Here is a 25,990-nt window from a genome sequence, read left to right as displayed (position 1 = left end):
AGTAAAATGGCTATTGAAATCAATGCAGTAAAACGTGACGCTAAAGGTACGGGTGCGAGCCGCCGCCTACGTCATGCTGGCTCTGTGCCTGGTGTAGTATACGGTGGTGGTAAAGATGCATACCCACTAGAAATCAACGCTAAAGAATTGTTCTTACAATTCCGTCACGAAGCTTTCCACGCTTCAGTATTGACACTAATTGTTGATGGCAAAAAAGAAAGCGTATTATTACGTGACTTCCAAATGCACCCAGTGCGTAACACAATTCAACACGTTGATTTCCAACGCGTTAGCGCAACTGAAAAAATCCACGTTAAAGTGCCATTCCACTTCATCAACGCTGATGTAGCACCTGGTGTTAAATTAGGTGGCGGTATTGTTGCTCACGTATTAACAGAAGCTGACGTAAGCTGCTTGGCAAAAGACTTGCCAGAGTTTATCGAAGTTGACGTTGCAGCGTTAGAAATCGGTCACTCAATCCACTTGTCACAAATCAAACTACCAAAAGGTGTTGAGTTTGTACAATTGGCACACGGTGATGACGCAGCAGTAGCTTCTATCGCTAAAACACGCGGTAGCGTTTCAGCAACAGCTGAAGAAACACCAGCAGCTTAAGTATTAATTACGTAAGCTAGCAAAATAGCGCGCACTTTTTGATTAAAGTGCGCGTTTTTTTTAGGTACATGCGGTATCGCAGCTACGTAAAAATGCATTATCCTAAAGATGCATCAACTAAAGTCACTATATGAGCGGAATTAAATTATTTGTAGGCCTAGGTAACCCTGGCGAAAAATATGCAGCTACGCGCCATAACGCAGGTTTTTGGTGGGTAGACCAAGTAGCGGCAGCCACCAACAGCAAATTAGCAGTAGATGCTAAATTTTTTGGATTTGCCGGCAAGTTAAATCCTACAGCAGACAGCTGGCTGATTAAGCCCACCACCTTTATGAACGCAAGTGGTAAAGCAGTGGCGGCACTTGCTAATTACTACAAAATATCACCCGCAGAAATTTTAGTCATTCATGATGAATTAGACTTACCTGCAGGCAGCATTAAAATGAAATTTGGTGGCGGCCACGGCGGCCATAATGGCTTGCGTGATATACACGCCGCGCTGGGCACACCAGACTACTGGCGCTTGCGCGTAGGTATCGGTCACCCAGGCTCAAAAAATGAAGTGGTTAACTTTGTGCTCAAAGCGCCCACTAAAGATGAGCAGCATGCAATTGACGACAGCATTTACGATAGCAGTAAATTAGTAGATTTAATGCTTAAAGGCGAATTTGATAGCACCATGTTAAAATTGCATACAAAGAAGTAAATCAGCTTACCTAAGCCACTGTTTTTCATTCAGATTTAACGCAAGCGTATGCGAGCAGAATGAGATATGAATACAGTACAAAAGTACGGCGAATCTATGAAGACGAACACAACGCAATGCTTGCGTTAAAGATGATTGGAAAATTATGAAATGTGGAATTGTGGGCCTACCTAACGTAGGAAAATCAACCTTATTCAATGCAATTACTAAAGCAGGGATTGCGGCCGAAAATTACCCATTCTGTACCATTGAGCCAAATGTGGGCATTGTTGAGGTACCAGATACCCGCTTGCAACCATTAATTGATATTGTCAATCCACAACGCGTACAACCAGCCATCGTAGAGTTTGTTGATATCGCGGGCTTAGTTGCCGGTGCATCAAAAGGCGAAGGCTTGGGCAACAAGTTCTTGGCTAACATTCGCGAAACGGATGCGATTTCTCACGTGGTGCGCTGTTTTGATGATGGCAATGTTGTGCACGTGGCAGGCAAAGTTGACCCACTTTCTGATATTGAAGTGATCAACACCGAATTGGCACTTGCCGATATGGAAACCGTTGAAAAAACGCTGCAACGCGAAAGCAAAAAAGCAAAATCTGGCGACAAAGATGCGATCGCACTAGCGGGTCTTTGTGAACGCATCCAAAAGCACCTAGATACTGGCGCACCTGTGCGTACATTAGGTTTAGATGCTGACGAGCTCAACATTATCAAACCGTTATGTTTAATCACCGTTAAACCTGTGATGTACATCGCCAACGTAGATGAGAGCGGCGTTGAAAACAACCCATATTTAGACAAAGTAGTAGCCCTAGGTAAAGCTGAAGGTTCACCAGTGGTATGTATTTGCGCTAAGATTGAAGGCGAGATTTCTGAGCTGGATGACGAAGACAAAGCTGTGTTCTTGGCAGAGCTAGGCCAGGATGAGCCAGGCTTAAACCGCGTGATTCGTGCTGCATATGACTTACTAGGCTTGCAAACCTACTTTACCGCAGGCGTACAAGAAGTACGTGCATGGACTGTTAAAAAAGGCGCAACAGCACCACAAGCAGCAGGTGTGATTCATACCGACTTTGAGCGTGGCTTTATCCGTGCAGAGGTAATTGCCTATGACGAATACGTTAAAAACAAAGGCGAACAAGGCTCAAAAGAAGCCGGGAAAATGCGCTTAGAAGGTAAAGAATACATCGTGCAAGATGGCGATGTGATGCACTTTAGATTTAACGTTTAAGATATTTAAACACGAGGCCAGTCAGGCTAAGTGTGAAAGTAACCCATGAGCGCAGATGTTCCGGCACATGCACTCATGGGATAAATATCAAAACTCCGCATTAATACCCCCCTCCCCAAGCCATATTCATTGCTATATTGTATTTATAGCCGAGCTTTGCATGTAGCTGCACTGCTGCGTACCTAACCGTGCCGTTGCACTACCTTTGTGCACCCACGCATCACATAACCAACTTTGCACAAACGCAAGAAGTAAAATTATCATTTAATATCAAATGGTTAATAACAACCAAAGCCGTGGCACGGCTATTGCTTTTAAGTAATCAATCGCACTGTGTACGAATAACAATAAATATTTACAAACTCAATGAGTGGGGATGTAAATAGCTTTAAACATAAACACTGATGCCAATGGCGGCATTAAGTGGCTTACAGCTTGAGCGTAAAAGAATTTAAGACAAAGGCGTCTTTCAGACTGAGTATTCACTCGGCCAGAAAGACGCCTTTTTTATTAGCGTTTTAATGTACTTAGATTTAGATAAAACGCTAATTTAGCTAAAACGCGACATGAGGTAGTTGTTATTTGGGGTGTGGTAACAAAACATCCAGTACGAGGTAACTGTATTAGGTAACACTTTTTAACCATTGCATAAGGAGCAGGCATGTCCAGCAACAGTACGTCTAATCACAAGCAGCAGCTAGGTACGTTGAACAAATACCGCGGCATTATATTGGCCGTTACACTGTTTCTGGTATTTAACCTGGCAGTGCTTGGCCTTAACTTCTACACATCATCCACGCTTGATGGTGATGCTGTTTCCATTAACCTCTCAGGTCGGCAACGCATGCTCTCACAGCGAACAGCCAAGGTGCTGCTATCAATTCAGGTAGACGCAGCGCAAGGCAAGTTTGATGCAAAAAATACAGAAGAGCTAAAAAAAGTAAGCTCGCTGTTTGATACCACGCTTAACAGCTTTAAAACCGGCGGCATGGTACTGGGTGGCAATGAAAAGCCAGTGTTTCTGCCTAAGGTAACTGATGCAGCCTCTATCAAAGCCGTAGACGATGCCCTGCTCATTTGGCAGCCATACAAAAAGTTACTGGAATCAGTTATCCAAAGCCGAGTGATAGATGAAGTAAGGTTAGACCTAGCTACAGATTATGCGCGTGAAAATAATCTGAAGTTATTAAAACTAATGAACAACCTGACCACGCAACTGGAACAAAACACCAAGACCAAAGCCAGTCATTTACAGTTAATTCAAACTATTGCTTTGGTATTATCACTGCTACTTTTTGCCAATATTGTATTCAATGCGCTACGCAAACTACGTGCTGCCGATGGCGAAATTGAGAAAGCACAGCGCGAAACTACCGAGATTCTTAACACGGTGAAAGAAGGCCTGTTTCTATTAGACCCAGAGCTTGCGGTAGGTAGCCAGATTTCGCGCTCTATTGAGCAGATATTGCAGCATGAAGTAAGTGCCAACATGCCGTTTATGCCGATTCTGCAGCAACTGGTTTCAGACGAAATTTACACATCGTCTAAAGATTACATTCAGCTACTGTTCGGCAACAAAGTAAAAGAAAGCTTAATGCTGAGCCTAAACCCACTCTCGCAAGTAAAGGTACAAACCAAAGACGACGCTGCCCCACGCTACCTTAGCTTTCAGTTCAATCGCGTAGTGGAAAATAAACAAGTACTACACCTACTGGTCACCGTACAAGATGTCACCGAACAAGTGACGCAGGCCGAAGAGCTAGCCAAGCTGAAAGGTCAATCGAACATTAACCTAGAACTACTCAAAGCACTGCTGCAGGCAGATCCGTTCCAGCTTCGCCAGTTCTTAAATCACTCACATAGCAACTTAGCCGTCATTAACGATATATTAGCCAATGCAGATAAGCGCGCCGCCACACATAACGACATGGTTAACCAATGCTTCCGCATTATCCACGCCATTAAAGGCGAGTCTGCCGCAATAGGCTTACAGGCCATTCAAACGCTGGCCCATCAGTTTGAAGAGCATCTGGTATTCCTGCGGAAAAAGAACGAATGGGATGCTCAGGAAATTCTGAGCCTACCAGTAATGTTAAGCGCCATGCTTGAGCAAATTACGCAAATTGAAATGATTGCAGATTTTATGCAAGCGCACCATCAAGCCAACCATAGCGCAGACACTCCACAGTCTATCTCCGCCAGTGTAACTAACAACCTAAAGCGTCTCGCCGAACAAGTGAATCAAAGCCAAAATAAGAACGTGCAGCTTAATCTAGAACTAACGCTACTGGATCAAATGGACACAAAAACCGTGCACCAACTGCAACAGATTGGCATTCAATTAATCCGTAACGGCATCTGCCATGGCATTGAATCTACAGACACTAGATTAGCCAAAGGCAAACCGTCGCATGGAGAAATATCCATCACCACACGCATGAGCCAAGAAGGCATTATTGATTTTATCGTGCGCGACGATGGCCAAGGCATCGTCCCCAACCGCATCCGTGCAGCCATGCTCAAATCAGGGCGTTACTCCAGTGACATAGTGTATCAATTATCAGATAAAGAAATTGTCGCCAAACTGTTTGAGCCAGGCTTCTCAACCGCCAATGGCACAGACCAAGATGCAGGGCGCGGCGTAGGCATGGATTTAGTGCAATCTCTCATCAATGAAATTGGTGGTGAGCTAAAAATAGACACCAAAGCCGATGTATTTACGCAGTTTTCCTTCCGCATCTCCAAACACGCAAAACCATCTATCAACCTAAATGCGACAGAGGCCGTAATATGAAACTAATGATTGTCGATGACTCCAATATTATCAGGAGCCGAATCTCCAGAATTATCACAGACTCAAAACTGCCGCCTATCGAGATAGTAGGCACTGCAGCTAATGGCACCGACGCATTTGCATTATGTGTGGCACAGCGCCCAGACATTGTGACTATGGACCTCACCATGCCGGAGATGGATGGAGTGGAATGTACCGCTTTACTAGTTGAGTTTGACCCTAACATCAAAATTCTCATCATCTCCGCACTCAGTGACAAAGCCACCGCAATTGAAGCGCTCAAAAATGGCGCCAATGGCTTCTTATATAAACCATTTACGGATGAAGAACTCGTCAACGCGATACTGGAGCTAATAAAAGAAAATGAGTGACTTAAGTGAAAAAGACATCGAAGTCTTTATTGAAGCCATCGGCAACTATTTCAAACAAGCAACCAAAGAAGCCGCCGCAATCAAAGTAGCGTACCTTGCACAAAACGCATTTCCTATGAACGACTATACCGGCAAAATCAAGGTAAGTGACGGCTACGAAGGCGCGCTCTACTTCTCAGCCCCTAGCGCTATGCTACGACACTTGCTCACGGTGATGAAAGAAACCAACCAGTCAGAAGAAAACCTGCTCGATGTCGTAGGCGAAATCGCCAACACCATCTCTGGCAACGCGCGCAAATACTTTGGCGAGAATATGGTCATCTCCATCCCGGAAAAAATAGCCAACCTATCAGAAAACTTGGCGCAACAAGCTCGTGAATATGCTTACGTAATTATCATCAAATGGAAGCACTACAGCGCATCACTCATCGTAGATATTTCAAGAAACCAATAATTAAACAAGCAAACTGAGAGATAGCAAATAGCAGTGCCATAGTTTAGAAACTTAATCATTAGAAATAAATCAAAAAAGTTAAAACTATTTTTTGACAATTCGCCACTAAAACACTAGAATTGCGACCTTGCTGAAATTGAAGCAAACCAGTTTACAAGGTGATGTAGCTCAGCTGGTTAGAGCACAGGATTCATAATCCTGGGGTCGAGGGTTCAAGTCCCTCTTTCACCACCAAACAACGATTTGGCCTAGACTACTCTAGACCACTCCAAACCCTAGTAAATATGGGCTACGAGCTAATCGTGATTAAAGACCACTCCGTCTGGGGTGGTCTTTTTTTGTCTGTATTTAGCCACAAATTGGTCACAAATTGGTCACTAGGATTGGTGGCTAATTATGATTGATTGGATAACGGCAATTATTCCCTGTCATCATGATGAAAAAATATATGGTGGCTCTATCGCTTCTGTCACACTTGATGGTGAAATTGAATGGCGTCTAGAAAAGAAGCAACAAGTCCCTGGTTCACATGAATCAAATCTAAACATCAAATCATTAGATGATCGCCATATTCTTTTTGATGGCAACCCAGCTAAATGGCTACAAGGTCATAATGTTTTTGGTTCTGACAATCTTGTTGGATTAGTTGAAGCTGTAATGCATAAACTCATTCCAATATTGAATCTAACCCCAACAGATTTAGACGTTCAGTCATGGAAAAATGGCGCATATGATTTAAAACGTGTTGATTGTACCGCCATGTGGGACTTACCACGTAGAGCTGATGTAAGAGCTTGGTTAAGAGCTGCTGAAATGCAATCTAAAAGCCGTCATGGTCGCCCTGTCACAACAGGTGGAACACTTTACTTTGGAAAAAACTCAAGACGCTGGTCTATTAAGTTTTACTGTAAAGGCGATGAAATTGAAGCCAGAGGTCACAAGTTGCCTAACGAAATTTCCCTACGTGACAACCTGATTGATTACGCTGATAATAAGCTTCGTGGTGAATTAACCCTAAGAAGTATTCAGCTTAAAGAAAAGAATCTTTCTATTGCAAGCCAATGGAGTGAATCAACACCAATAGAACAGCTGATTACATACATAGAAAGCCTTAATATGTCTGAACAGTTCAGTATCACGCCAGTTGATTTAGATGGGCTTCCTGCGCGTTTAATTGCTGTCTATAAGCTATGGAAAGAAGGCGAGGACTTACGCGCGCTATATCCTAAAGCTTCATTCTATCGTTATCGCTCTGAGTTCTTAAAACTTGGGATTGATATTGCGATTCGCCAGCCCTCAAAACCTGATAATGTCATTCCACTTGTGAGAGTTTTAAGGCCTGAAGCTATCGCACAAATTCCTGATTGGGCAATTGGAACTTCGTTATATTTTGACCCAAGAAAATAAAATTTACTATTCAAATGCCTTTGAGTCGTACATAGAATAATGGTATCGGTCGATAAGCATATCCGGCCTAATTATTTTCAACAGCGAATATTCTTCGAGTAGTGGCTTGAACTTATGTTTTCCAAAACTACTTAAACAATCATAAAACAAAATAAAAACTTCTTGATTACTGAGTTGAGCTCTAATCAAATTAGTGTAGAAGCGCTTATTAGCAACATTGCTTATATTCACTAATTTAACAATATTGTAAAGCGTTCTAAAGTAGTGACCAAAGTCAGATTGATACTCTATAAAAAATTGAGTACTCAAAATATTAACTACTTCTTCTTTTGTTTTCCCTAAAGCAACTTCATCATTAATTGCCCTTAAGTATTTACTTTTTAAATTTGCATAAGCATGTTCAAAAGCTTCAACACCCTTCTTTGACGGTACGCGCCTGAATACGAAAGAGTTTCTAGTCTCTTGCATCAAATTCAATAGCTGGAAAAAGGTGTTTTCAAAATTCTGAGTTCTCAGAACATCATTTTGAGCGGCCAAATACTCCTTTTGCTCTTTGATTTCATTTCTTGTTGATGCTAACTCCTCTCTCTGCAACTCCAACTCTTTGCGTTGTAAATGTATTGTGTAAATTAGAACGGCAAAAGCCAAACCAGAAAATAAGGCATTTATCGAGCCGAACATGTCCCCAATAGTCCCCCTCTGCTCATAAGGATAGAGAATCCAACCAGTCATCGCCCACAAAGCAATAACTAATAAAACCAATGCAATAAGCCCACTATATCCATTAGCTATTTTTTGAAAAAAATTTATGATTTTCATTTTTATATTTACCGTGTCCGCTTGATGTCTTATGTTAATTAAATGTCACACTCAGAGCAAATCTATCTATTCTTGTAGACTAAATGTCTATATTTAATAAATTACTCATTAGCTGGACGCGGAGCCGCGGCGCGACGGGGAACCCAAATAAAAAAAGGACGGACGCTTTAGCGCCCGCCCTCTTTTTATTTGGGGGAGAGCGCGAATCCAGCGCCCCGCAATCTTGAAAGTGCGTATATGTGATACTGCACTTTTGTCTCAATATGAGACTACTATAACCAAATAACCCATCAAAAATACACCATAAAAGGGTTGTTGATATCCCCTTTGTCATGTATTGTTTACCTATCGATTAAGGAATGCATCATGACTAAAGACGAGATTCGTATTCAAGATAACAGGTCAAAATTAAGAACACTATCTATTGAAGAGTTATTAAAACTACAAGATATTGAGCTTGAGGCTATTGCTAGATTTAACGGTTTGGCTGATGAACTTGAATCAGCGTTAGGTTTTTTAAAGTTAGGCATTCAGTTGGGTTGGAAACCATTGGCTTTAATTCACAGTAAAAAAACATTTAAAAAATATGAAGAAATTTTAGGAATTGATGCTCGCACTTTCTTTCCTGAAGACACTCCCGCTGCTAGTCGTAACACAGGTTATAAAATAGCTAAAACTCTAACTAATTTTTGGAAAGCTGTTAGTGGCGATATAAAAATTGAGAACAGAAGAGATTTAACTTAATAAAGGTACTTGACATCCCTTTTTTAAGTAGTCAGAATAAAGGCACTTCAAATACCTTTAGGATGATATTTATGAAATGGGTGCTTATAAAAAAAATAATTGAGCTAATCGGGATAACTGATGATGCTATCAGAGCCAAAATGGCCAGAGGTATATGGCTTCAAGGAGTTCACTGGAAAAAAGCACCTGATAACCGTATATACTTTAACTATGAGGCTATTCAAAAATGGATAGAAAGCAATTAGTTAAAGTACGTGGTAAAAGTCTATATCTAGACTTCTACTATCAAGGCATTCGTCAAAGACCATCTCTTGGTCTAGAGGACACAAAAGCAAATAGGTTACATGCCGAGCGACTACACTCCGCAATTGAACATGAAATTTCAATCGGCACTTTTGATTTTGCTAAGCACTTTCCGAATAGTAAGAAAGCAATCGATTTAAATAAATCATCTAATAAAACAATAACGCTGGCTCTAGATGAATATATGCGATCTGCTCAAAGACAACTAGAGAAAAGCACCATCAAAGGCTATAACAGTGCGATAGAGTTTTATTTAAAACCAAATTTTGGTCATATCAAACTAACTGATCTGACTGCTTCGGATGTTAAGGCTTGGATTTACAGTTTATCAATATCAGCAAAACGAATTAATAATGTATTAATTCCTTTAAGAAGAGTATTTGAAGATGCTTATGCTGAAGAGATAATTGATAAAAATCCTATGCTAAGAGTTAAAAACTTACCTGTAAAAACTGAAGAACCACACCCTCTTACACCTGCAGAATCTGAGGCTATTTTAAAAGAACTGCCTCAGCAAGGTAAAAACCTAATTCAATTTGCACTTTGGTCAGGTCTAAGAACCTCTGAGCTTATCGCACTTGAATGGAGCGATGTTGATTTTAAAGCTGGAGTTGTTCGTGTACGTCGGGCGATTGTTAATAAAAATGCTAAACAACCTAAAACAAAATCAGGGGAGCGTGACGTTAAATTATTTCCACCGTCATTAGATGCCCTATTAGACCAAAAGCAATTCACCTACTCTTCTGGCTCAAGAGTCTTTAACAATCCGAATACGAATAAACCATGGGAAACTGATGCCCAAATAAGAAGAACACTTTGGATTCCAGCATTAATGAAAGCTGGTATTGAATACCGCACCCCATATCAAACACGACACACTTACGCTAGCACATTACTATCAGCTGGGGAGCCACCGATGTGGGTGGCTAATCAGATGGGTCATAAAGACTGGGCGATGATACGTCGTGTTTATGGTCGCTGGATACCTGAGGTTGATACAACAGCTGGAAGTAAGATTATGAAGATTTGGTCACAAAATGGTCACAAGGAGTTAGTAAATGCTTGATTATAATAAGAGAGCCGAACTTTCAAGTCCCTCTTTCCCAACAAAAACGCCTCATTCGGAAGAATGGGGCGTTTTTCTTTTTACTGTATTTATATTATAAATTAGTAGTCATTACAAAATAACTACCAGAACTTTTAGTCACTCCAGTTTGCAACTTTTTCAAATCAGAGGCATCATAAGTGCTGTGAGAAAACAATTTTTACATTTACTAGTGACACTTTTAGTATTGCTAATGCCAATGCAGGCTATTTCTATGCAAATGGCCATGAACCAAGCTAATAGTGTAGAGAGTGGTCACCATACCGCGATGCTTAGTGAGCAAAACTCACAGCAAAGTGCGGCGATGAGCGATCATTGCAAAATGCAAATGCATCATGGTAAGCAAACCCAGCAAAAGCCCGCTTATTGCTTAGGGAGCACTTGTTCGGTGATATGCGCTGGCTTAGTGCTAGCTATGCCGTTATTTACTTTAGCCACTAGTCCTACCGTGAATGATTTCACTTCTTTTATTGCTCCCAATTTTCACTCTCAGGTACCTGACTCACTAGAACGCCCTCCTCGCACCTTTAGTTAATTTCTCTTGATGCCAGCATTTTTTGCTGGCATACAACAATTTAGAAATTGATTAGGAGTGTAATCATGCAACTTTCCAGTTGCTTCAAGTTTTTACTTAAGGTCGGGCTTTTTGTTTCCAGCTTTAACGCAGTAGCAGGCCCTATGGGTTTTAAAGACTCATTTATGGCGATGGGTGACTTTAACGCTAATTGGCGGGAGGCGTTTGTAAATTACGCCATCACCCCTCGCGATGCTTTTGGCGTTGGTGCGACTTACATGCGCTCAGACGATGAAACCAAAACTCGTACGCTAGAAGAGTTCACCTACACCAGTTTGCTCAAGCGCTGGAACTTGCCTAACTCGCAAGCCAACTTATGGTTTACCGGTGGTATTGGCGCGATACAAGGTGAAAACGACTTAGTGGGAAAAAGCCATCATTTTGACAAAGTGATGGTTACCCCAGGTGTTCAGTTTGATTATGAAACCACACGCGTTTACTTTGCTGCTGCGCATCGTTTGTATCGTGCGGAACATATTAACCATGATTTCACCAGCGTGCGTGCCGGCTTCTCATTTTATGAAACCGATTATGACAAAACTCAACCGTGGGGCATTTTAGAAGCCCGCAACATGAATGGCTTATCTGACAAGATTGAAGTCACGCCCATGTTACGGCTCATTAATAAAAGTTATTTTGTAGAGGCAGGCGTCAATAATTCTGGCCAGCCACGCTTTAACTTTATGTATATATTTTAATGATTATTAAGGAATTTATTATGAAAAAACTATTATTAGCATCAACTATCATCGCAGCATTATTCAGCCAAGCCGCATTTGCTACACAAACCATTAAAGCCAACGTAAACGGTATGGTGTGTGCCTTTTGTGCACAAGGTATTGAGAAGAAAATGCGCGCGCTTTCACAAACCAAAGACGTTTATGTCAATTTAAAGCAACGTATCGTGGCAGTAGAGCTTAAAGATGGACAAACTTTATCTAACGACACAGTAAAAGATTTGATTAAAGATGCAGGTTACGAGGTGACTAGCATTGAGATCAGCAGCCACCCGATTGAACACATTAAAGCAGAAATGGAGTCAAAATAAATGTTACCTACTTCTGCCAACCAAGAAATGGCTAGCCTTAGGAAAACAAAGTCCGCGTCATTTATCTCCCTATTTACCAGTGGCGGCACGCTGATTTGTTGCGCACTGCCCGCCGCACTGGTGGGCTTGGGTGCCGGTGCGGTGATGTCGTCATTAGTAAGCAATATGCCGCAATTGGTATGGTTTTCTGAGCATAAGCTTGGCGTGTTTATATTTGCTGGCGTGATGCTTGTGCTATCAGGCTATTTGCAGTGGCAGGCACGCAGTTTGCCATGCCCGGCCGATGCAGAGCTAGCCGCGGTATGCATACGTACACGCAAAACCTCACTGCGCGTATATATCGCATCTGTCATCATATTTTTAATTGGAGGATTCTTTGCTTTTATCGCACCATTAATTTTTTAATATTTAATATGCGACCTATCTTTATAGTAAAAACGTATATAAATAATTAATAAGAAGTAAACCTTATTGAGATTTAGTAAGTTTTAAGGTGTAAATGCTTAGAGCTAATAAGCCAGCTAGCCAATAAAGACGCCTCATTCCAAAGATGAGGCGTCTTCTTTTTTTGCTAAAATTTTACAGAATTACCAAGGTGGAACTTATACTTTTTTTCATAATTGAAACAATTAGTTAACCATCTGAAATAATTCATTAATTACTGCTCAGTATGATGGCTACATATATTGAATTGATTTGCAATATATAACTCTCTCAAAGTTTGTAGCGCTTTTTTGCAGAAGCGCTATTTTTTTGCCCATTTTCTCAGTAATCTTCATTTTTAAATTTTTGCGCCTCTATTTTAGTGTCATCATACAACGCATCATCCAAGCTAAAAGTGCCAAACACTAGAACTTGATGCCTTAATCCAGCACTAAAACACTTAATTCTACTCAGATTTACCAACAGTTTACATGTGCCAACTCAGCCATCCACGAGGCTTTGCAGGGTAATTAGCATATAGAACAATGACTCCCATACCACCTATTTATTTTGTAAGACATATTCTTACAAAATAAATAGACAAATAGCCATTGGTCGAATCAGTCTAAAGAGTTACATTTCACCAAGCCAATTGCAACACGGTTTTTACAATAGAAACAACGAATTAGGAAGCAAAATGAATGTAAAAGATATGATGTCCGAAATCAAGGACGCAAATCTCAACTATTTGATGATGGCTAAGCAGCTCATCAGTTCAGATAAAGCGACCGCTATGTTTCTTTTAGGCATCAGTAAAGAGATTGCTGATTTGCTAGAAAGCCTGAGTAATATGCAGGTTGTTAAGCTGAGCAGTACAAACATGATGCTGACTCGCTTCCGATTTGACGACAGTGCAGTACTCGGCATGCTGACTGATTATTCAAAAGACCGCGATCAGGCGCATTTACACACCTCTGTTCTGCTGGCGAGTCAATCGGCCGAGCAAATTTCTTAATAAGATTAAGTATGAATATAAAGCAATTTTTTGGTATTAACTCTCGCGAAGCGCTCAAGCAAGTGCGTATGGAGCTGGGAGAGGATGCCATTATTTTATCTAACCGCGCAGTAGATGGCGGTAATAGAATCACCGCGCTAAAAGAAGAGGATTTAGACGCGATTGTTGATAACGTAGCCACTATGGAAGCCTCATACCGCAACCACACCGAGGGTTTTGGTGAGGACAACCCATCAGCGTTAATCTCAGTAATCAATAAAAAAATCGAGGGTTTTCATAGCAATCAAGCGCAACCTTTTGCATCAAGCATGATTGAGCAAGAAGTGCCTGCCCCAAAAATCCAGGCTGAACCTGTATTTGCACAGCCAGCACCAGACACCATCATGCAGGCCTCTATGCTAGATGCCAGCCAAAAAATGACTGAGATTTTGAATGAAATGCGCAGCATGCGCGATGTGTTTGAATCTCAACTCACTACAATTGCATGGAGCAATACACAGCAGCAATACCCTACAAAAACAAGAATTCTGAACATTCTGCTATCTTCTGGCTTTAGTGCAGCACTTGCCAGAATGTTATCTGAGAAAATGCCAGCTAATCTGGATGAAGCCAAAGCGCTTGCTTGGGTAAAGGCCATTTTGAGCAAAAACCTAGACACTATTCCTAACGAGATGGGCATGCTGGACCAAGGCGGAATTTTCGCGCTTATCGGCCCTACTGGCGTTGGCAAAACGACTACTACAGCTAAGCTTGCCGCACGTTATGTGATGAAACATGGTACGGAAAGTTTAGGCCTGATTACTACCGATGCTTATCGTATTGGGGGTCACGAACAACTTAGAATATACGGCAAGATTCTTGGCGTGATGGTGCACGCGGTTAAGGACGAAGCAGACCTTAAAATCGCGCTTAACGAATTAAAAAACAAACGTACCATCTTGATTGATACCGTTGGCGTGAGCCAGCGCGATACGATGGTGACCGAGCAAATTGCAATGCTCTCCAATACTAACGCCGGCATTAAAAAGCTGCTTTGCTTGAACGCAACTAGCACAGGCGAGACGCTGACTGATGTAATTAGAGCTTATAAAGGCAAGGGCTTGGATGGCACCATTATTACCAAGCTGGATGAGGCTGTTACTATTGGCGGTGTGCTCGACGTTATTATCAGAGGCAAGCTAAAGCTTTATTACTTGGCAAATGGTCAGCGTGTGCCTGAAGATATCCATTTATCAAACAAGAGCTACCTGATTCAAAAAGCACTAAAAATTGGTGCGGATGGCCGTTCATTGCAATTTAAAAATGAAGAACTGCCACTTATCATGGCTAACACTAGACCATCAGTAAATACTTTATCTACAGAGATTAGCCGTGGTTAGTTTCAAAAATGATCAAGCGGCAGGTTTACGCCGCATCATGGCTGCACCCAAACCTCGCGTGGTGTCAGTGCTTTCTGCCTCTTCTGCAGACCAATCACGCATGATGATTAACTTGGCCGCATCTATTCGCGCGCAAGGCAGTGATGTGCTGATTATGCATGCATCAAGCACTACACGCGAGGCCAGCTATGAAGTTGATAAAACACCTACGCTGTTAGAAGTTGCAAAAACATCTGCATCGCTATCTTTGGCAATTAAAAATACCAAGCAAGAGTTTGCTGTTGCTAGATTACTGCCAAAAAATCAAGTAAGCACGCCACTTAATAGCAAAGCTGGTGCAGCACTGAACAAGTTATTTGATGAGTTAGTAGTGCAATATGAAATTGTATTGGTTGATGCAACGCTAAATAGCGATGACTTATTGCCATTGCAAACACTGAATAACAGCGACATTCTGATTCAACTCACCCGCGAGCCGGAATCAATTAAAGACGCTTACACGCTAATTAAGCGCATTTGCAGCCAGCTTGGCAGACGCTCTTTTGGCATTATTGTAGATGATGCTAATGACGCACAGGCTGAAGTGGTTTTTAACAATATTGCACAAGTAGCTAAACGTTTTATGCAAATTGAGCTTGAGTTCTTTGGTGCGATTCCAGCAGATGTACACTTAAGCCGTGCAGCAAAGCTTGGTCGCCCAATTATTGATGCGTTTCCGCTAACCCCAGCTTCTAATGCGTTTCAACAAATTGCTCAACGTATTAACAGCAAAGGTATTCACATGCCAGATATCAGCATGCTGCAAAGTAGCGGTGCATTAGCTTAGGCTGCGTTTAACGCGACAAATAATAAAAAGGCTCCCACTTTGCGGAGCCTTTTTTATTACATGTACATACTGACAAACATTTGTGCTTACCAACATTTACAATGGAATCAGCACTACACTACTAGCCACCGCAATATACATACTTATGAATCTTTTAACGTATAGTGAGTCAACGTTATATTGGTTACAACGTTCAGTGAGTAATATACATTTTTTGTTATTAAAAAAGGATATATGATGAAGATTACACATATGTTATTAACCAGCACATTGTTACTAGGCTTGGCTAATGTCGCTTACGCCAACCACCACATGGGCGAAGCAGGCGCAAACCACTGTGAACATGCAGATATGAACAAAGACGGGACGATCTCGCGTGAGGAGTTTATGATGAAACATCAAAAACGTGCTGAGAAAATGTTCACCAGAATGGACACTAACAAAGATGGAAAAATCGATGCTAATGAGCGCAAAGCCGCGCATGATGCAATGGAACACCATCCCACAGCGCCAGAGAAAAAATAGCAACCCAACACAGAATACGAACTTGAGTATTTCAATATAAAACACCGCTGACTTTTGCATAGCAGCCATGTAATAAAGCCTCCCCTAAAAGTTTAGAAGGAGGCTTTGTCTTTTTTGACCATGCATAAGCACACTGATAAATAAGTAAAGCTTATACGTTTGATTATAAGTTGACCTAGCAGCCCGTACAGACGATAGTTTTCGTCTAACCATGGAAGTCGACGCAAAAAATGGCTGATATTTACACCTTGGTTTTACCCAACACCCTCAGCCAAAGAAAACCTAAGACTCCAGCCGTCAAAGAAGCTAACAGAATAGACATCTTAGAGGTATTTATCACTTCAGGACTACCTAAAAAAGCTAGATTAGTAATAAAAATGGACATGGTAAAGCCGATGCCACCGAGCATACCTGCGCCAGTGATGTGCGACCACTTCAGGTCAGAAGGTAACTTGCATATGCCAATTAAAACGGCAAAGTAACATATTAAAACGATACCTATTGGTTTACCGAGAATTAAGCCCATGGCAATACCAAGACCATTTAAACTTGTAAGGCCACTCAACCAATTTGAGTCAAAAGTAATGCCTGTGTTGGCCAATGCAAAAATTGGCAAAATAACAAATGCTACGGGCTTATGTAGAAAGCTCTCCAATCGATGCGAAAGGGATTGTTTGTCATTATATTTCCCTGCAAATGGAATCGAAAAAGCCAACATGACACCTGCAATCGTTGCATGAATACCTGACTTGAACATAAAAAACCACATGAGCAGACCACCAATCAGGTATGGCAAAAGTAATGTTATTTTTAATGTCCTATTAAGCACCACGAGTAGTGCCCATACAATAAAAGCACCAGCAAGATACGCAACCGAGAGTTGAGCCGTATAAAACAATGCAATCACCACAATTGCGCCCAAGTCATCTATAACGGCAAAAGCAACAACAAACACTTTCAGCGAAGCCGGTATGCGACTACCAAGAATAGCCAATGCCCCTAATGCAAAGGCAATATCGGTTGCCATCGGGATGCCAATTCCATCCTGAGTTGGCGTGCCATGATTTAGTATGAAATAAATAAGTGCTGGGACGAGCATCCCACCTATAGCAGCGACAATAGGAAGTAGCGCATTTTTAAAGTTAGAAAGCTCACCTATATACAGCTCACGTTTGAGTTCCAATCCAATAAGTAGAAAAAACACTGCCATCAAGCCATCGTTAATCCAGAGTTCCAAACTTAAACCACCAAATTTAACTTGCCAGAAATTTAAGTACGCATGGCCAATTGATGAGTTAGTCATCAGAATTGCGATCAACGTGCAAAAGATGAGCAAAATTCCGCTCGATTTCTCTGATGCGAAAAAATTGTTGAAGGTGTTGGATAGTTTTACTGATGCTGAAATCATTTTGCTGCTCATTATTATTTTATGAAATGAATAATATATGTATTTGCTAACTTTCACTCAGTGATTAACTTTGCGATTTAAATGGCGCACGCTCATCTAGCTCGTTGGTGTATGCCGCAAGCCCTGCAGACTCTTGTGTGACAAAATCCTGAATGGCTGACGCAAAATCCGGGTTTGCAATTAAGTGAAAAGAACAAGTCGGCCTAGCTTTAAAGCCACGCGCCAACTTATGCTCACCTTGCGCTCCACCCTCAAAATACACAATATGCTCAGCAATACAGAACTCCTGAGCTTGATAATAACAAAGCTCAAAGTGTAAATTGGGCACATACTGCAACGCACCCCAGTAACGGCCATACAGCGTAGTTTGATCGTAGATATTTAAAGCTGCAGCTATTGGGTTCCCATCCAAATAAGCAATAATTAACAAGATATGCTGCGACATACTACTACCAATATTCTTGAAAAAATCACGGGTCAAATATGGCGTAGATCGGTGCTCATAATAAGTGTTTTCATAACACTGATAGAAAAAATCCCATTGCTCAGCAGTAATTTCAGCGCCTTTAATTGACTTGCAAACCACGCCAGAAGCTAAGACTTTCTTACGTTCTTGCCGAATCTTTTTGCGTTTATCATGGCTTAATTGACCTAAAAAATCTTCAAAACTGGCATAGCCAGGATTGTGCCATCGGAACTGCACGCCATGCCGTTGCATCCATCCCGCTTCTTTAAATGCCTTTTCAGAACCATCATCCGGGAACAGTACATGTGCTGATGACATTTTGTTTTTATGCACAATTTGTGACAGCGCGTTAATGAGCAATCGTTTCGCTTCAGCGTCAGCAGCAATCAAGCGTGTACTGGTAATTGGGGTAAATGGAATTGCGGAAACAAGCTTTGGGTAATAATTGAGGCCATTACGCTCATACGCCTCAGCCCATGCCCAATCAAAGACATACTCACCATATGAATGGTACTTTACATAGAGCGGCATAGCGCCTATTAACTGCACATCGTCATATAACAAAAGTGGCGAAGGCTGCCAGCCAGTACCGCCACCGACAGACTTTGAAGTCTCTAGCGCACTCAGAAAAGCATGCGTTAATAGGGGCATGTCATCTAGCAAGGCATTCCAAGCCTGAGCAGGAACTTGTGCTACACCATTGCCAACCTCAAGCCTTAACGCCATACATCAGCACCATATCTGTTCATGATTGATACCTAATTATGCACTAAGGTATGCGCAAGGTAATACACCTAACTTTAAAGATGATGATTAAATCCAGAGAAAAGTAGAAGTTTGCATCAATATTGATGAAATCAATACGTGTAATGGGTTGATGGATATTGAAGAGTGAAGTGCGCTGTATAAATGCTGACTGATATCAGTGCAGTTCTATAGTGCCTTTTTTTTGGAGGTGTTTGTCGCTTGTTTATTTTTAGCTTTAGCATCTTCTAACGCCTCAGCCTCAATTGCTTTTCTTTGCTTCTCTAACTGAATTGCCGCCTCAGCAGCTCTGCGGCGCTCCAAGATTCTCGCCTGTGCCTCTACCAGCTCATTTAAGGAAATGACGCCGTCCTGATTTGTATCTACACTGTTGAAGTGTCTAGCAATTTGCGGCAGTTTTTCTGTGGCTTCTTGTCGGTCTATTGTGCTGTCATTATTTGAATCTGCTTCAAAAAAGCGTGCTTCAATACTTTCTTGCATTGCACGTCTACGCTCTTCAATTTGATCGTGGCTCGGGTCAATAGAGCGAGCATAATCTTCAAGTGCTTTACGTAGCATTTCTCTACGCTCAGGGCTAAAGTTTAGGTTTAACGTCTTTTGGTAGCCTTCTTTAGCATCATCTTCAGTAGCACGCTCACCATCTGTCGAACGTCTAGGCTTTTCAGCCGCCGCAGACAAATTATTCCTGCTCCCAGGGTTAGCGCTTAAAGTAAGACTTAAGCTCATGCATAAAACTAGGCACGCGTACTTGGTCAATGACATATTGTTTAGCAAAATCAAATCCAAAAGATCAAGATTCCAATGTTGAGCATTACGATTGAAGTTGCATTATCATGAAGCACGTTTGTTAATTGAATGTTTCATTAAACAGTGAAATTGTAAGGAATTGTAAATTTTTTCGACATAAACTATGAGACTGTAGATAAAATTGCAAGTTCAGGCACATAAAATTTAATATAAATATAAATTTAGCATACACTTTGCAGTTATTGAAAATAATATTGTTTTTACAATTATTCAACACAACGCTATTAAAAAATTAAGGTTTAAACATAATGATGGCCGATCAAAATAAAAAAATCTTAGTCGTAGATGATGATGTCCGTTTACGTGAGCTATTGCAGCGCTACCTCACCGAGCAAGGGTTTACCGTTAAAACGGCTAATGATGCTAAAGAAATGGACAGCATACTTGCTAACGATGCGATTGATTTATTAGTGCTGGATTTGATGTTACCCGGTGAGGATGGCTTGTCTATTTGCCGCAGGATGCGCGGCAATGCCACAATGATGCCAATTGTAATGCTCACTGCGCGTGGCGATGAAGTAGATAGAATTATTGGCCTAGAAATGGGTGCTGATGATTACCTACCCAAACCATTTAACCCTAGAGAGCTGTTAGCACGTATTAATGCCGTGCTACGTAGACATGAGCGTCTGGTGCCGAGCGCACCAGCGAACGCGGCAGAGAACATCACCATTGGTGACTTTGTATTCAACGCCTCAACACGTTCACTCAGCCGCCAAGGTACTGCAATTGCGATTACTAGCGGTGAATTTGCATTGCTCAAGGTGTTTGTGGACCATCCGCGCCAACCACTATCACGCGACAGGCTAATGCAACTGGCACGCGGACGTGAGTTAGATGTATACGACCGCAGTATTGATGTGCAGGTTTCACGCTTACGCAAGTTGATTGAACCAGACCCGGCCCATCCACGCTACTTGCAAACCATGTGGGGCTTTGGCTACGTATTTATACCAGATGGCGAAGCTGACAACTAAAAACCACAAGTCAGGCAACCAAACACATCAGAACTGCCTGACCTAACGCTAATTTTTACTATTTAAGCCAACCACATTGCGCCTGCTACCCAAAAAGCTACTGTCAAGAATCATGTTACTTATCGCTGTTTTATTAGCGATAGGCCAGTTTGCATCTTTACAGATTTTTGAGTACTTTGAACGTGAACCACGTGCGCAGGCAACCGCATTACAAGCAGTTACAGTTGTTAACTACACTCGTGCATCCCTAATCGCATCGCAAGAAAACCTGCGCTTGGCCTTGCTCTCAGAACTAACCGGTAAAGAAGGCGTTCGTATTTATTACGCTGACTTTATGGAAGAAATTGCACCGCTCCCCGATGACCCGTTCATCCACTTGGTGGCAGATAAGATTAGGGAGCGCCTTGGTGAACAAACCATTATTACCACTAAGCACTATGGCATCAGCGGCTTATGGGTCAGTTTTGGTATTGATCAGGATGACTTCTGGGTCGTAATTCCAAATGTACATGTAGAACGCCCGTTCCCTTGGCAATGGCTAGGCTGGATTGCATTAGTTTTAAGTTTGTCTCTAGCAGGTGGTTATTTGCTTGCTGCACGTATTAACAAGCCATTAAATCTGCTGGTGAGCGCGGCTGACAAACTGCGTAAAGGTGAGCAACCAGAAAAGCTACCAGAAGACAGTGTGACCGAGTTGCGCGAAGTAAGCACCACTTTTAACAAAATGGCAGAGTCCCTGGCAGAGCTTGATGCAGAAAGAACCTTGATTTTAGCTGGCGTTTCACACGACATCCGCACACCTTTAGCGCGCCTGCGCCTTGCTGTAGAAATGCTGCCAGAGAAAGACTGTGGATACCTGAAATCGGGCATGGTGCAAGATATTGCTGACATGGATAATATTATCCATCAATTCTTAGACTTTGTGCGTGGCACAGAAGGTGAACCAACGCTGATGGTGGACATCAACACCTTGTTGCAAGCGCTGCATGAGAGGCAGCAGCGCGCTGGGCGAGAGTTGGTGATTCAGCTAGCACCTACTTATAAAGTACCAATTAAACCATTGGCTATGCAACGCTTACTAGACAATCTGGTGGGCAATGCTTATAACTACGGCGGCGGGCAAGTTCGCGTTACTAGCCAGATACAGGCAGACTGGATTGTGATCAGTATTTTTGATAACGGCCCAGGGATTCCAGAAAGCCATCTACAGAAATTATTGCGCCCATTCGAACGGCTTGATACGGCACGTAGTAACGCCGGTGGCAGCGGCTTAGGCTTGGCTATTGCAGACCGCATTGCAAAACTGCATCACGGTAAACTTGAGCTGATTAACCGGCCTGAAGGTGGGCTAGAGGCCAGGTTGAGCATTCCAATTAAGAACTAGCCTTGTGTTAAAGCATTAAGCGCCAGGCTCAAACCAAGCCAATTTCTCGCGCAGATGCACCACTTCACCAATAATGGTGAGGCATGGCGCTTTAAGGCCGGCTTCTGCAACTTTTTCCGCCAAGTCTGCTAGTGTTGCAGTGACCACTTTTTGACGCTGGGTAGTACCTTGCTGCACTACTGCCACAGGCATGTCCGGTGAAACACCGTGCTTGATGAGCTGCTCACAGATTTGTGCCAAACCAACCAAGCCCATATAGATGACGACGGTTTGCCTTGGGCGTGCCATCGCTTCCCAATCCAAATCCAGACTACCATCTTTTAAGTGCCCAGTAATAAACAAGCAAGCTTGTGAATAATCACGATGGGTGAGCGGAATACCTGCGTAACTGGATACGCCATTAGCAGCGGTAATACCTGGCACCACTTGGAATGGGATACCATACTCCATCAAGGTTTCGATTTCTTCGCCACCACGGCCAAAGATAAAAGGATCTCCGCCTTTTAGGCGCAGAACACGCTTGCCTTGTAATGCCAGCTTGGCAAGTAACACGTTAATTTCTTCTTGTGGCAAGGTATGCTGATCACGTGATTTACCTACATAAATCAGCTCAGCATCGCGGCGCACCAGCTCCATCACTTCGGGACTGACCAATTTATCGTAAACACAGACATCACACTGCTGCATCAAACGTAATGCTCTAAATGTGAGTAAATCTGGGTCGCCCGGCCCACCCCCAACTAAAAACACCTCGCCTTTGTTGGCCGTGCCATTTTCTTGATCAATCAAATCTTGCAGCAAAGCGCGGGCTGACTGCTCTTGACCTGACAAAACACGCTCAACTAACGGGCCTTGCAGTACATCTTCCCAAAAACGACGGCGTGCTTGGGTTGTAGCAAACTTTGCCTTCACTTTATCGCGAAACTCACCCGCGATGCCTGCAATGCGGCCGTAGCCAGCAGGCAGCATGGCTTCAATTTTAGTACGGATGTAACGTGCCAATACCGGTGCATTACCTTCACTGGAAATCGCAATCACCACTGGGCTGCGCTCAATTATAGAGCCCATAGTAAAGGTACATAAATCTGGAGCATCCACCACGTTAACCGGAATACCTAATGCTTTTGCATCAACTGAAACAGCTTTATTCACTGCTTCATCATCTGTTGCGGCAATTACCAGGCACGCCCCCTCAAGCTGATGCTTACTGTAGGTTGCCTGAACACATTGAATTTTTTTCGCTTCAGCCAAAGCTTGCAGTTCATGGCAAATTTCCGGTGAAATCAAGGTGACCGCTGCGTTTGCCTTTAACAGCATGCTTACTTTACGCGTTGCGACATCGCCACCGCCAATCACCACACATAGTCGATTGGTGATATTGATAAAAATAGGGAGTGCTTGCATGTTTTGAATAACTATCTATACATTAAGTTAATCATTTTACCTTGTAGTTAACAACTTTGCGTGAGGCAAGTGAGCAAATACGTTAAAATCATATTTTGCGTTTTGGCTATAACACCTTGAATACACCTAAAAAAGTTTTTATTAAGACCTTTGGCTGTCAGATGAACGAATATGATTCATCACGGATGGCGGACATGTTGTCAGCTTCTGACGGCATGGTAGAAACGCTGACGCCGGATGACGCAGATGTGATCTTGCTCAACACATGCTCTGTACGCGAAAAAGCAGAAGATAAAGTATTTAGCCATCTAGGGCGCTTTATTCCGCTTAAAGAGAAAAACCCAAATCTAGTGATTGGCGTGGGTGGCTGCGTGGCATCGCAAGAAGGCGATAACATTATCAAGCGCGCGCCCTATGTAGACGTAGTGTTTGGCCCGCAAACCTTGCACCGCCTGCCAGAAATGATTAAAAACAAGCAAGACAGCGGCACCTCACAAGTCGATATCAGCTTTCCTGAAATTGAAAAATTTGACCATCTACCGCCACCGCGCGTGGAAGGGGTAAGTGCATTTTTAAGCATTATGGAAGGTTGCAGCAAGTATTGCAGCTTCTGTGTGGTGCCATATACACGTGGTGAAGAAGTTTCACGTCCGTTTGCCGATATTTTGACCGAGGCTGTGCAGTTGGCAGAGCAAGGCGTAAAGGAAATTACGCTGCTAGGCCAAAACGTGAACGCCTACCGTACCGAATACGAAGGTGTGGAAGCTGATTTAGCCATGCTGATTGAAACCATTGCTGAAATTCCACAGGTTGAGCGCATCCGCTTTACCACTAGCCACCCTAATGAAATGAATGAGCGCTTGATTAACTGTTTTGCTACCGTACCCAAACTAGCAGCGCAATTACATTTACCAGTGCAAGCTGGCAGCGACCGTATTCTGATGGCGATGAAGCGCAACTACACCGCACTGCAATTCAAATCCATTATTCGCAAACTAAAAACGGCTAACCCTAAGCTAACCTTTACTTCAGACTTTATCGTTGGCTTTCCGGGTGAAAGCGATGCGGATTTTGAAGCCACGGTAAAACTGATGCAGGACGTAGGGTTTGACGCAAGCTTTAGCTTTTTGTATAGCCCGCGCCCCGGTACACCTGCTGCATTTCTAAAAGATGACACCACGCAAGAAATTAAACTGGCACGCTTAGACAAGCTTCAAGCAATTAATGAAGCGCAGGCCAAAGCCATTTCTGAGGCAATGCTAGGCACCACGCAACGCGTACTGATTGAAGGCGCCTCATGGAAAGATGCTAGCTTGCTGGCTGGCAAAACTGATAATAATCGCGTGGTTGATATTGCAGGCGATGCGAGCTTGGTGCATCAGTTTGTGAATGTAAAAATTACCGACGTTTCTAACCCAAGACGCTTAATTGGCGAGATCGTATAACCATGGAATTTACCCTAACCCCTGAAGACAATGCTCGCCTTGCCAACTTGTGCGGGCCGCTGGATGAAAACATCAAGCAGATTGAAACCGCACTCGAGGTAAACATCAACCGCCGCGGCGGTACATTTAGCATCAGCGGCAAGCTCGACAACACGCACCTTGCCGCGCAACTGATAGAGAACTTTTACAGCCGCGCAAAAAAACCTATTGAACTAGAAGATGTACAGCTGGGTTTAGTCGAAATTGATAAGCTCAAACCTGAAGACGTGGTTTCTACCGCCATGCCTGTGCTGATGACTCGCCGCGGCGACTTACATGGCCGCACTCCACGCCAAGTATCGTATTTACAGCAAATACAGGAACATGACATTACGTTTGGTATAGGCCCGGCAGGCACTGGTAAAACTTATTTAGCCGTTGCATGCGCAGTAGATGCCATGACGCGCGACCGCGTTAAACGTATTGTGCTTGTACGCCCAGCGGTTGAGGCAGGTGAACGCTTGGGCTTTTTACCTGGTGATTTAAACCAGAAAGTAGACCCTTACCTACGCCCGCTATACGATGCGCTATATGACTTAGCCGGTTACGACACCGTGAACAAAATGTTTGAACGCGGTGCGATTGAAGTAGCACCACTCGCTTACATGCGCGGCCGCACTTTGAACCAAAGCTTTATTATCTTAGATGAAGCGCAGAATACGACGCCGGAACAAATGAAAATGTTCTTAACACGTATCGGCTTTGGCACCAAAGCGGTGATTACCGGTGACGTGACACAAATCGACTTACAGCGGCACCAGAAAAGTGGTCTAGTTGAAGCGCAAAAGGTATTAAAAGATATCAAAGGCATCGCCATGACGCACTTTTTATCTGGTGATGTGGTGCGCCACCCGCTGGTACAAAAAATCGTCAATGCTTACGAAGAGTACGAATCACAGCAAAAAAATTAACGAATATAAAGCAGGCACATAGCCTGATATACCGCACTAGAATCG

The 25,990-nt window shown here is 42.7% G+C and carries 27 protein-coding genes and 1 tRNA gene; 23 read left to right on the top strand and 5 right to left on the bottom strand.

What is annotated here, in order from left to right:
* Positions 1 to 6 precede the first annotated feature (6 nt).
* From VGD82_RS09310 to VGD82_RS09275, 8 genes are all read left to right on the top strand, one after another.
* The gene (locus tag VGD82_RS09310; protein WP_331020134.1) at positions 7 to 615 is read left to right on the top strand and encodes a 50S ribosomal protein L25/general stress protein Ctc; all 609 of its coding nucleotides are present in this window, start codon (positions 7 to 9) and stop codon (positions 613 to 615) included.
* A gap of 130 nt (positions 616 to 745) precedes the next feature.
* The gene (gene pth, locus VGD82_RS09305; RefSeq protein ID WP_331020133.1) at positions 746 to 1,321 is read left to right on the top strand and encodes an aminoacyl-tRNA hydrolase; all 576 of its coding nucleotides are present in this window, start codon (positions 746 to 748) and stop codon (positions 1,319 to 1,321) included.
* Between the two features lie 145 nt (positions 1,322 to 1,466).
* Complete coding sequence (gene ychF / locus VGD82_RS09300; protein WP_331020132.1) at positions 1,467 to 2,552, top strand: redox-regulated ATPase YchF; 1,086 nt, start codon at positions 1,467 to 1,469, stop codon at positions 2,550 to 2,552.
* 661 nt (positions 2,553 to 3,213) lie between these two features.
* Positions 3,214 to 5,346 carry a type IV pili methyl-accepting chemotaxis transducer N-terminal domain-containing protein gene (locus VGD82_RS09295; RefSeq protein WP_331020131.1) on the top strand — a complete coding sequence of 711 codons (2,133 nt, stop codon included), beginning with the start codon at positions 3,214 to 3,216 and terminating at the stop codon, positions 5,344 to 5,346.
* Positions 5,343 to 5,717, top strand: coding sequence for a response regulator transcription factor (locus VGD82_RS09290; RefSeq protein WP_331020130.1), 375 nt, complete (start codon positions 5,343 to 5,345; stop codon positions 5,715 to 5,717). The genes VGD82_RS09295 and VGD82_RS09290 overlap by 4 nt, the downstream gene beginning before the upstream one ends.
* On the top strand, positions 5,710 to 6,171 hold the full coding sequence (locus VGD82_RS09285; protein WP_331020129.1) for a chemotaxis protein CheX: 462 nt from the start codon (positions 5,710 to 5,712) through the stop codon (positions 6,169 to 6,171). The genes VGD82_RS09290 and VGD82_RS09285 overlap by 8 nt, the downstream gene beginning before the upstream one ends.
* A 157-nt stretch (positions 6,172 to 6,328) precedes the next feature.
* Positions 6,329 to 6,405 (top strand) — tRNA-Met (locus VGD82_RS09280).
* Positions 6,406 to 6,567: 162 nt separating this feature from the next.
* A complete protein-coding gene (locus tag VGD82_RS09275) occupies positions 6,568 to 7,578 on the top strand; it encodes a phage/plasmid replication protein, II/X family (protein ID WP_331020128.1) in 1,011 nt (336 codons plus the stop codon).
* 6 nt (positions 7,579 to 7,584) lie between these two features.
* Here VGD82_RS09275 and VGD82_RS09270 read toward each other — a convergent pair whose 3' ends face one another.
* Positions 7,585 to 8,397, bottom strand: a complete 813-nt coding sequence (locus tag VGD82_RS09270) for a putative phage abortive infection protein (protein WP_331020127.1) — start codon at positions 8,395 to 8,397, stop codon at positions 7,585 to 7,587.
* Between the two features lie 366 nt (positions 8,398 to 8,763).
* On the opposite strand from VGD82_RS09270, the gene VGD82_RS09265 reads away from it, so the two are divergent.
* From VGD82_RS09265 to VGD82_RS09215, 11 genes are all read left to right on the top strand, one after another.
* Positions 8,764 to 9,141: a hypothetical protein gene (locus tag VGD82_RS09265; RefSeq protein WP_331020126.1), complete on the top strand. Its 378-nt coding sequence runs from the start codon at positions 8,764 to 8,766 to the stop codon at positions 9,139 to 9,141.
* Between the two features lie 71 nt (positions 9,142 to 9,212).
* Positions 9,213 to 9,386, top strand: a complete 174-nt coding sequence (gene xisR / locus VGD82_RS09260; protein ID WP_331020125.1) for an excisionase family protein — start codon at positions 9,213 to 9,215, stop codon at positions 9,384 to 9,386.
* Entirely contained in the window at positions 9,368 to 10,510 is a 1,143-nt protein-coding gene (locus VGD82_RS09255) for a site-specific integrase (protein WP_331020124.1), read from the top strand. The genes xisR and VGD82_RS09255 overlap by 19 nt, the downstream gene beginning before the upstream one ends.
* 211 nt (positions 10,511 to 10,721) lie before the next feature.
* Positions 10,722 to 11,084: a hypothetical protein gene (locus tag VGD82_RS09250; protein ID WP_331020123.1), complete on the top strand. Its 363-nt coding sequence runs from the start codon at positions 10,722 to 10,724 to the stop codon at positions 11,082 to 11,084.
* A 65-nt stretch (positions 11,085 to 11,149) separates the two neighbouring features.
* Positions 11,150 to 11,821, top strand: a complete 672-nt coding sequence (locus tag VGD82_RS09245; RefSeq protein WP_331020122.1) for a hypothetical protein — start codon at positions 11,150 to 11,152, stop codon at positions 11,819 to 11,821.
* 20 nt (positions 11,822 to 11,841) lie between these two features.
* A complete protein-coding gene (locus VGD82_RS09240; RefSeq protein ID WP_331020121.1) occupies positions 11,842 to 12,171 on the top strand; it encodes a heavy metal-associated domain-containing protein in 330 nt (109 codons plus the stop codon).
* The gene (locus VGD82_RS09235) at positions 12,172 to 12,576 is read left to right on the top strand and encodes a hypothetical protein (protein ID WP_331020120.1); all 405 of its coding nucleotides are present in this window, start codon (positions 12,172 to 12,174) and stop codon (positions 12,574 to 12,576) included. It abuts the gene before it with no gap.
* Positions 12,577 to 13,291: 715 nt separating this feature from the next.
* Positions 13,292 to 13,609, top strand: a complete 318-nt coding sequence (gene flhD / locus VGD82_RS09230) for a flagellar transcriptional regulator FlhD (RefSeq protein WP_135278485.1) — start codon at positions 13,292 to 13,294, stop codon at positions 13,607 to 13,609.
* Between the two features lie 11 nt (positions 13,610 to 13,620).
* The gene (flhF, locus tag VGD82_RS09225) at positions 13,621 to 14,988 is read left to right on the top strand and encodes a flagellar biosynthesis protein FlhF (protein ID WP_331020119.1); all 1,368 of its coding nucleotides are present in this window, start codon (positions 13,621 to 13,623) and stop codon (positions 14,986 to 14,988) included.
* Positions 14,981 to 15,814 (top strand): MotR, encoded by an 834-nt coding sequence (locus tag VGD82_RS09220; protein ID WP_331020118.1) that lies wholly within the window; start codon positions 14,981 to 14,983, stop codon positions 15,812 to 15,814. The genes flhF and VGD82_RS09220 overlap by 8 nt, the downstream gene beginning before the upstream one ends.
* A 234-nt stretch (positions 15,815 to 16,048) precedes the next feature.
* On the top strand, positions 16,049 to 16,339 hold the full coding sequence (locus tag VGD82_RS09215) for an EF-hand domain-containing protein (RefSeq protein WP_331020117.1): 291 nt from the start codon (positions 16,049 to 16,051) through the stop codon (positions 16,337 to 16,339).
* Between the two features lie 241 nt (positions 16,340 to 16,580).
* On the opposite strand, the gene nhaA is transcribed toward VGD82_RS09215, so the two are convergent.
* The 3 genes from nhaA to VGD82_RS09200 all read right to left on the bottom strand — a co-directional run bounded on the left by nhaA (position 16,581) and on the right by VGD82_RS09200 (position 19,704).
* Entirely contained in the window at positions 16,581 to 17,747 is a 1,167-nt protein-coding gene (gene nhaA, locus VGD82_RS09210; protein WP_331020116.1) for a Na+/H+ antiporter NhaA, read from the bottom strand.
* A gap of 64 nt (positions 17,748 to 17,811) precedes the next feature.
* Complete coding sequence (locus tag VGD82_RS09205; RefSeq protein WP_331020115.1) at positions 17,812 to 18,939, bottom strand: GNAT family N-acetyltransferase; 1,128 nt, start codon at positions 18,937 to 18,939, stop codon at positions 17,812 to 17,814.
* A gap of 207 nt (positions 18,940 to 19,146) precedes the next feature.
* Positions 19,147 to 19,704 (bottom strand): EF-hand domain-containing protein, encoded by a 558-nt coding sequence (locus tag VGD82_RS09200; RefSeq protein ID WP_331020114.1) that lies wholly within the window; start codon positions 19,702 to 19,704, stop codon positions 19,147 to 19,149.
* Positions 19,705 to 20,033: 329 nt separating this feature from the next.
* On the opposite strand from VGD82_RS09200, the gene ompR reads away from it, so the two are divergent.
* The gene (gene ompR / locus VGD82_RS09195; protein WP_167759932.1) at positions 20,034 to 20,762 is read left to right on the top strand and encodes a two-component system response regulator OmpR; all 729 of its coding nucleotides are present in this window, start codon (positions 20,034 to 20,036) and stop codon (positions 20,760 to 20,762) included.
* Positions 20,763 to 20,838: 76 nt separating this feature from the next.
* On the top strand, positions 20,839 to 22,146 hold the full coding sequence (locus tag VGD82_RS09190) for an ATP-binding protein (protein WP_331020113.1): 1,308 nt from the start codon (positions 20,839 to 20,841) through the stop codon (positions 22,144 to 22,146).
* A gap of 15 nt (positions 22,147 to 22,161) precedes the next feature.
* On the opposite strand, the gene cysG is transcribed toward VGD82_RS09190, so the two are convergent.
* Positions 22,162 to 23,550 carry a siroheme synthase CysG gene (gene cysG / locus VGD82_RS09185; protein ID WP_331020112.1) on the bottom strand — a complete coding sequence of 463 codons (1,389 nt, stop codon included), beginning with the start codon at positions 23,548 to 23,550 and terminating at the stop codon, positions 22,162 to 22,164.
* 116 nt (positions 23,551 to 23,666) lie between these two features.
* Between cysG and miaB the strand changes: the two genes are divergently transcribed.
* Together miaB and VGD82_RS09175 are read left to right on the top strand one after the other, a co-directional pair.
* Positions 23,667 to 24,995, top strand: a complete 1,329-nt coding sequence (miaB, locus tag VGD82_RS09180; protein ID WP_331020111.1) for a tRNA (N6-isopentenyl adenosine(37)-C2)-methylthiotransferase MiaB — start codon at positions 23,667 to 23,669, stop codon at positions 24,993 to 24,995.
* Between the two features lie 2 nt (positions 24,996 to 24,997).
* A complete protein-coding gene (locus VGD82_RS09175; RefSeq protein ID WP_331020110.1) occupies positions 24,998 to 25,945 on the top strand; it encodes a PhoH family protein in 948 nt (315 codons plus the stop codon).
* The last annotated feature ends 45 nt before the right edge of the window (positions 25,946 to 25,990 follow it).

The organism is Methylotenera sp., from assembly GCF_036401095.1.
Classification (GTDB): domain Bacteria; phylum Pseudomonadota; class Gammaproteobacteria; order Burkholderiales; family Methylophilaceae; genus Methylotenera.
This window is presented reverse-complemented; position numbering and strand designations above follow the sequence as displayed.